Raw genomic sequence first — 6,567 nt, forward strand, 5'->3', positions numbered from 1 at the left:
AAGGCCCCGGTCGGAATCATCCGGCCGGGACCTTCTGCTGTGCGCGGCCGGCCCGTGTCAGTCCGGGCCGGCCCCCTCAGTCCCGATCAGTCCTGGTTGGCCGCCGCGTCCGAGCCGGCGCCGTCGGTGTCGTCGTAGACGCTCAGGGTGCCGCCGTAGTTGGCGACCCACACCTCACCGGTCAGCGCATCATGGGTCACGCCGATGGGGTGGTAGCCCGCGGGCTGGCGGTCCAGCTCCTCCAGGGTCTCGGCGTCGAACTTGGAGACGGTGTTCTCGAAGTAGTTGACCACGTACAGGGCCGTGCCGTCCTCCGAGATGTCCATGGTGCGTGGCTCGTCACCGGTGGCGGTGCTGTCCAGCACCTCGGCGGTGTCCGGGTCGATCTTCAGCAGCTGGTCCGCGCCGGTCACCACCAGGTACATGGTCTCCCCGTCCGCGCTGAGGGTCAGGTGACGGGGACGGTTCCCGGTGCGCAGGGCCACCTCGGACTCACCGGTCTCCAGGTCCACGCGGTAGACCTCATCCGCGTACATGGCGGTCACATAGGCCGTCCGGTTGTCCGGCAGCACTACGATCCCGCGGGGCATCGAGTTCAGCGGGATGCGCTTGGACTCCTCGGCGGACTCGGTGTCCACCACGGACAGGGACTTGTCACACCAGTTCGAGACCAGCAGCTGGGACTCGTCCGGGGTCAGCGCGACGTACTTGGGCACCCGGCCGACCCGGATGACCTGGTCCCAGTCCTCCTGCTCTGCGTTGTAGCGGTAGACCATGGACGGGGTGATGGCCTGGCCGTTGGTGCAGTTGTCCTCAGCGGTGGCGCCGTGGCCGTCCACCAGGTACTGCGAGACGTAGGCGTACCCGCCGTCCTGGGTCCACACGGCCTCCACGGGGGAGCCGCTGACCTTGCCGGAGAGGCCCTCCAGCTCGAACTCGTCTGCATCCACGGTGTCCGAGAGTTCCACCACCGGCGTGCGGGTGTGGACGTCATACAGCGTGACGTTGTGGCTGTACATCATGTTGTTGGTGATCATCAGGCCGTGATCGTTGGAGACCACCGACTTGGGCGTGATGTTGCCCTCCTCGACCGTCTCCAACGGGACCAGCCCCGTGGTGTTGGAGGCCGGGAAGTCCGGGCGCTCGGGCTCGGCCGAGGCGGACTCGCTCGGATCGCCCTCCTGGGAGGCAGCCGGGGAGGTGCCCTCGGCCGGGGAACCGGACGGGGCCGCCGTCGGGCCGGTCTGGGTGGCGGTCTCCTCCGGGGCGCTCTGCCCGGAGCAGCCTGCCAGCACCAGGGCGCTGGAGAGCATCAGGGGGACGAACAGCCTCGCGGCCGGGCGGATGGAGGTGCGGGCGGTGCGATCGGTCATGGTCCCCTCGGTGCTGTGCTGTGCTGTGGTGCAGTGCTCTCTGCACCCTAACCCGCAGGGGTGCGCGGGAACCGGTGCGGCACGGAGCGGCGGCAGTCTGCGCCAGACGAACTAGGGTGGATACCATTCGTCGACGGGAGAGGGAGGGACGATCGTGCATCCTGCGCTGCTGATGCTGCTCGTGACGCTCGTGGCCGTGCTCTCCTCCCTGGCCACCTGGTGGACGCTGCGAGGAAGCGGCGGCGACCGGGCCGACGTCGGACAGGGGGGACTGGTGCTCAGCGCCCGGGAACGGCGCATCACGGCCGCCGCCCTCGTGTCCGCGGCAGAGCGCACTGAAGGTGAGGCGACCGCTCTGCAGGAGGCCGGATTCGGTGCTGCCCGCGAGGCGATGGAGAACGCGCGGGAGATGAGGGAGCTCGCCGAGCGCCTGGGCCCGCCACAGATCGAGAGGGACTGAGGACATGGGTGAGGCGATCCTGGGGATCCTGCTGGTGGTGGTCGGGGTGCTGGCATTCCTGGCGGCCGGGCCGGTGGGACGGAAGCTGCGCGAACAGCATGCCGCGGCCGTGGCCAAGGCGGAGGCCAAGGGCAAGGACGCTCCGGAACACGCCACCGGCCGCATGGTCCCCACCCTGCTGCGCGTGGGCGGTGTGGCCGGTGTGGTGATCGGGCTGATCACCACGGTGGGCGGCATGGCCTACACCCAGGACGTGGGCGAGGTGAAGGTCCTGCGCTCCTTCACCGGTGAGGTGGCCGGCGTGGACACCACCGAGGGTCTGGCCTTCAAGGCCCCCTGGGTGGAGACCGTGGACTTCGACGTGCGCAACCAGCAGGCCATCTACAAGGGCGAGGGCTACGCCACCAGCGACGGCGAGATGGTCAACGGCCCCGAGATCACCTTCCAGGACAAGGACAAGGTGACCGGCAACGCCGACGTGGCCATCCGGTATTCGATCGACCCGGCATCGGTGGGCGAGATCTACCAGGAGTACCCCTCCCAGGAGGCGCTGACCGCCCGTCTGATCGACCAGGACATGCGCTCGGTGGTGCGCAACGCCTTCGCCGGTTACACCACGGCAGGAGTGCTGGAGCTGCGCGGGGAGCTGGAGCAGACCATCCGTGAAGGGCTCGAAGGACGGTGGGAGGGCACCGGGGTGATCGTGGAGTCCGTGGCGCTGCAGGGCATCCGCTACCCCCAGTCCACCCAGGACGGCTTCGCCCAGGCCCAGGAGTCGGCGACCTCGCTGAAGAAGGCCCAGGCCGACCTCGAGGTGCGCAAGGCCGAGGCGGAGCAGCGCAAGGTGGTGGCCCAGGGTGAGGCCGACGCCAACCGCATCCTCTCCGAGTCGCTGACCCCCGAAGTGCTCCAGCAGCAGTACAACGAGACGCTGATCGAGGTCGGCAAGGGCGGGAACCTGGTGGTGGTACCCGACGGGTCCACCCCGCTGATCGACACCGGGCGTCCCGGCGGCGGCTCCGAGGAGTAGTCCACTCTGTCAGGGCTGGGGACTCACCCGGGTGCTCTCACGTGGCGCGCCGGCGTGACTGCAGGCGTGCATGGATCTGGACGGCCTTCTCATAATGGCCCACCAGGGTCTGGGCGGACGCCCTCCACGAGTGGCGCTCCGCCTCAGCTCGGGCCGCGGCGGACATCGTGCCGCGCAGGTCCGGATCCGTCACCAGGCGGGTGAGGCGGTCCACCCAGCCCGGCACATCGGCTGGCTCCACCAGGAAGCCGGTGGCGCCGTCCTCGATCACGAAGGGGATCCCGCCCGCCCGGGCTCCCACCACCGGCACGCCCGAGGCCATGGACTCCAGCGCCACCAGACCCAGAGTCTCCGTGGTGGAGGGGAAGGCGAACACGTCCGCGCTGGCATAGGCCGCCGCCAGATCCGCCCCGGACAGGTACCCCGTGAAGGTGGTGGAGGCCGGATCCAGCAGGCGCTCGAGCTCGGCGCGGTGCGGGCCCGAGCCCACCATGGCCAGGCGGGCACCCGGCACGCGCTCGCGGACGCCGCGCATCACCTCCGCCAGGGTGTCCAGGTCCTTCTCCCGGCTCATCCGGCCCACGTACATCACCAGCGGCGCGTCCGGGTGACCGTCGGTGAGCCGGACGCGCATCTGCTCGGAGCGGTGCTGCGGACGGTAGCCCACGGTGTCCACGGCCTTGGGCCACAGATCCACCCGGCGGATGCCGACCTCCCGTGCGGCCTGGACCATGGGGCCGGAGGTGCACAGGTTCACCTCGGCCTGGTTGTGGAGCATGCGGATCCAGCTCTCGGCCGGATGCCGGGCCCACCCCACCCGCAGCGACTCCGTGTACTGCGGGACATCGGTGTGGAAGCTGGCCAGCAGCGGCAGATCCCGCCGCCGCGCCGAGAGCACCCCGTAGGCGGCCAGCCACACCGGGTTCACCGTGTGCACCACGTGCGGACGGAAGGACTGCATCCGGCGGGCGATGTTCGGCGTGGGGAAGCCGACGGTGATCTCCGGGTAGAGCGGACGCAGTGAGGCACCGCGCACCCGCACCACCTCGAACCCGGCGTACTGGGCCGGCGGATCCCCCGGCGCGAAGAGCAGCACCTCGTGTCCCAGCTCGGCCAGCTGCTCCAGGGTGCGCACCACCCGGGTGACCACCCCGTCGATCTTGGGGAGGAACACCTCCGTGAACATCGCGATCCGCATGGTCTCCTCGGTCCGGGGTGGGCAGGCACGGCGAGCCGACGGCGTCAGGCACCGGCCGCCGTCGGGACGATCTCAGCCGGCCGGCTGGGCGGTGACCGAGGAGGGGACGCCCGCCTGCTGGTTCCGGGTCCAGGTGCTGGTGGCCGGGATGCGGTCCAGGTCCGCGCGGTCCCGGTACCGGCGGGCGATCTGCTCCACCTCGCGCAGCAGCCCCTCGGAGAGCGTGGTCGGTTCCAGGCCCAGGTCCAGGAACGCCTGGTTGACCACGTGCAGCTCGTTCTCGGCCGACTCGTGGCGCGGGTTGGGCACCATCTCCACGGTGGCCCCGGCGATCCGGGCGACCATCTCGGCCAGGTCCCGCACGCGGTGGGTTTCGGTCATCTGGTTGAAGATCTTGACCCGGTCCCCGGTGGCCGGCGGGTTCTCCAGGGCGATCTGCACGCAGCGGACCATGTCCTGGATGTGGATGAACGCCCGGGTCTGACCGCCGGTGCCGTGCACGGTCAGCGGGTAGCCCACGGCGGCCTGCATCAGGAAGCGGTTGAGCACGGTGCCGTAGTCGCCGTCGTAGTCGAACCGGTTGATCAGCCGCTCATCCCGCTGGGTCTGCTCGGTGTGCGTGCCCCAGATGATGCCCTGGTGCAGGTCGGTGATGCGCAGGGCGTCGTTCTTGGCGTAGTAGGCGAACAGGTGCTGATCCAGGACCTTGGTCATGTGGTAGATCGAGCCCGGGTTGGTGGGGTACAGGATCTGCTGTGGGATCCGCTGCGGCTGCTCCTGGGTGGAGTCTTCCGCGCGCACCTCCACGTCCAGGTAGCCCTCGGGGATCTTCATCCCGGCGGTGCCGTAGCCGTAGACGCCCATGGTCCCCAGGTGCACCACGTGGATGTCCAGACCGGACTCCACCACGGCGCAGAGCAGGTGGTGGGTGGCGTTGACGTTGTTGTCCACGGTGTACCGCTTGGTGCGCGGAGACTTCATGGAATAGGGCGCCGCGCGCTGCTCGGCGAAATGCACGACGGCGTCCGGTTGCCACGAGCGCAGGAAGTCCAGCAGCGCCTCATAGTCCTGGGCGATGTCGATGAACTCGAACCCGATCCGGTTCCCGGAGACCTCCTCCCAGGCCGCTCGACGCTCGGAGAGCGGGCGGATGGGGGTGAGCGACTGGACCTGCAGCTGCTCATCGATGGTGCGCCGGGAGAGGTTGTCCACGATGGTGACCTCATGGTCGAGGTCGGACAGGTGCAGGGACGCGGGCCAGCCACAGAAGCCGTCCCCTCCCAGGATCGCGATCTTCACAGCTGGACTCCTCTGCGCGTGGGCGGTGGGACTGAGACTAGCCAAGGCACGGTGGGGGAACGGTGAACCGCAGGTGACCGCGCGATGGCGTTCTCGGACTCGATGCTCTCACCCCTGGTCAGGAGGGGGTGATCAGGGTCACAGGCGATGCGGAATAGATCCGGCGGGAGTACAGTTCTATTCAAAGTTGAACAAACCGAGCGGCCGACGTGGTCGCCGATCTCACGAGGAGAACACATGACCACCCTGACCCCCGGCACCTGGAACCTGGACCCCACCCACACCGACGTCGCCTTCACCGTGCGCCACGCCGGCATCTCCAAGGTCCGCGGCACCTTCACCGCCGTGGAGGGCAACCTCACCGTCAACGATTCGTTCTCGGCCTCCTCGGTGGACATCACCATCGACATGGGCTCGATCAACACCGGTGAGCCCAACCGCGACGGCCACGTCAAGGGAGAGGACTTCTTCGATGTGGAGAAGAACCCCACCATGCGCTTCGTCTCCACCGAGGTCCGTGGCGAGGGCGAGGAGTTCACCCTGGTCGGCGACCTGACCATCAAGGGCATCACCCGCTCGGTCGAGCTGGAGGCCGAGTTCGGCGGCCAGACCGTGGACGCCTTCGGCATGACCCGCGCCGGCTTCGAGGCCAAGGGCGAGATCTCTCGCAAGGACTTCGACATCACCTGGAACGCACCGCTGCAGTCCGCCGCCGGCGGCGTGCTGGTCTCCGACAAGGTCAAGATCGAGATCGACGCCTCCTTCGTGCTCCCCGGTGAGGACGCCGCTCAGGCCTGATCCGAGTGCAGTGAGCTGAGCTGATCAGCTCGCCCCCGCAACTGGAGGTCAGTTGTCACGCCCATCGCCCCGTTCCGACGGGTGTCAACCTGTTGTGAACCGTTAGTGGGATATGAGGGTGTGAATGGTCGGGGGTAGCTTCAGTCGGGAGCCGTCGTTGGCGAGATTGATCGTGGCCCGAGCTGGTGGGGTCAGGACGGTTGGTTCCTGGCGGTAGCGGCGTGGATGTGCCCGGTAGTGAGCGTGCATGGCTTGCTGCCGGGCCGCCGCCTGCTGTGTCCAGCTCCCGTCGTGCATGGAGGCTGGGGTGTATCCGGCCAGAGCGGAATGGCGGTGTTCGGTGTTGTACCAGCAGACCCAGTCCGTGACCCAGGTCTGGGCGTGGTCGATGTCTTGGAAGACTCCGGGG

The 6,567-nt window shown here is 68.7% G+C and carries 7 protein-coding genes; 3 read left to right on the forward strand and 4 right to left on the reverse strand.

Features of this window, described 5'->3' with window-relative positions; genetic code table 11:
- Positions 1-86: 86 nt before the first annotated feature.
- The gene (locus BM355_RS12440; protein WP_218154344.1) at positions 87-1,373 is read right to left on the reverse strand and encodes a YncE family protein; all 1,287 of its coding nucleotides are present in this window, start codon (positions 1,371-1,373) and stop codon (positions 87-89) included.
- Between the two features lie 154 nt (positions 1,374-1,527).
- On the opposite strand from BM355_RS12440, the gene BM355_RS12445 reads away from it, so the two are divergent.
- Both BM355_RS12445 and BM355_RS12450 read left to right on the forward strand, forming a co-directional pair.
- A complete protein-coding gene (locus BM355_RS12445) occupies positions 1,528-1,833 on the forward strand; it encodes a hypothetical protein (protein WP_091699096.1) in 306 nt (101 codons plus the stop codon).
- Between the two features lie 4 nt (positions 1,834-1,837).
- Positions 1,838-2,863, forward strand: a complete 1,026-nt coding sequence (locus tag BM355_RS12450; protein WP_091699099.1) for a prohibitin family protein — start codon at positions 1,838-1,840, stop codon at positions 2,861-2,863.
- Between the two features lie 37 nt (positions 2,864-2,900).
- On the opposite strand, the gene BM355_RS12455 is transcribed toward BM355_RS12450, so the two are convergent.
- Positions 2,901-4,061, reverse strand: coding sequence for a glycosyltransferase family 4 protein (locus BM355_RS12455; protein WP_091699102.1), 1,161 nt, complete (start codon positions 4,059-4,061; stop codon positions 2,901-2,903).
- A 72-nt stretch (positions 4,062-4,133) separates the two neighbouring features.
- The gene (locus tag BM355_RS12460) at positions 4,134-5,360 is read right to left on the reverse strand and encodes an NAD-dependent epimerase/dehydratase family protein (RefSeq protein ID WP_091699104.1); all 1,227 of its coding nucleotides are present in this window, start codon (positions 5,358-5,360) and stop codon (positions 4,134-4,136) included.
- Between the two features lie 237 nt (positions 5,361-5,597).
- Here BM355_RS12460 and BM355_RS12465 point away from each other — a divergent pair, with 237 nt between their 5' ends.
- A complete protein-coding gene (locus BM355_RS12465; protein ID WP_091699107.1) occupies positions 5,598-6,158 on the forward strand; it encodes a YceI family protein in 561 nt (186 codons plus the stop codon).
- Positions 6,159-6,260: 102 nt separating this feature from the next.
- Here the strand turns inward: BM355_RS12465 and BM355_RS12470 are convergent.
- Positions 6,261-6,567 (reverse strand): integrase core domain-containing protein (locus tag BM355_RS12470; protein WP_143109502.1); only part of this gene is annotated, 307 nt, incomplete at its 5' end.

The organism is Micrococcus terreus, from assembly GCF_900116905.1.
GTDB classification, from domain to species: Bacteria; Actinomycetota; Actinomycetes; order Actinomycetales; family Micrococcaceae; genus Citricoccus; species Citricoccus terreus.

Coding starts and splice junctions, on each gene's coding strand:
- BM355_RS12455 (WP_091699102.1), bottom strand. CDS start 4,061: ATGCGGATCGCGATGTTCACGGAGGTGTTCCTCCCCAAGATCGACGGG.
- BM355_RS12440 (WP_218154344.1), bottom strand. CDS start 1,373: ATGACCGATCGCACCGCCCGCACCTCCATCCGCCCGGCCGCGAGGCTG.
- BM355_RS12450 (WP_091699099.1), top strand. CDS start 1,838: ATGGGTGAGGCGATCCTGGGGATCCTGCTGGTGGTGGTCGGGGTGCTG.
- BM355_RS12465 (WP_091699107.1), top strand. CDS start 5,598: ATGACCACCCTGACCCCCGGCACCTGGAACCTGGACCCCACCCACACC.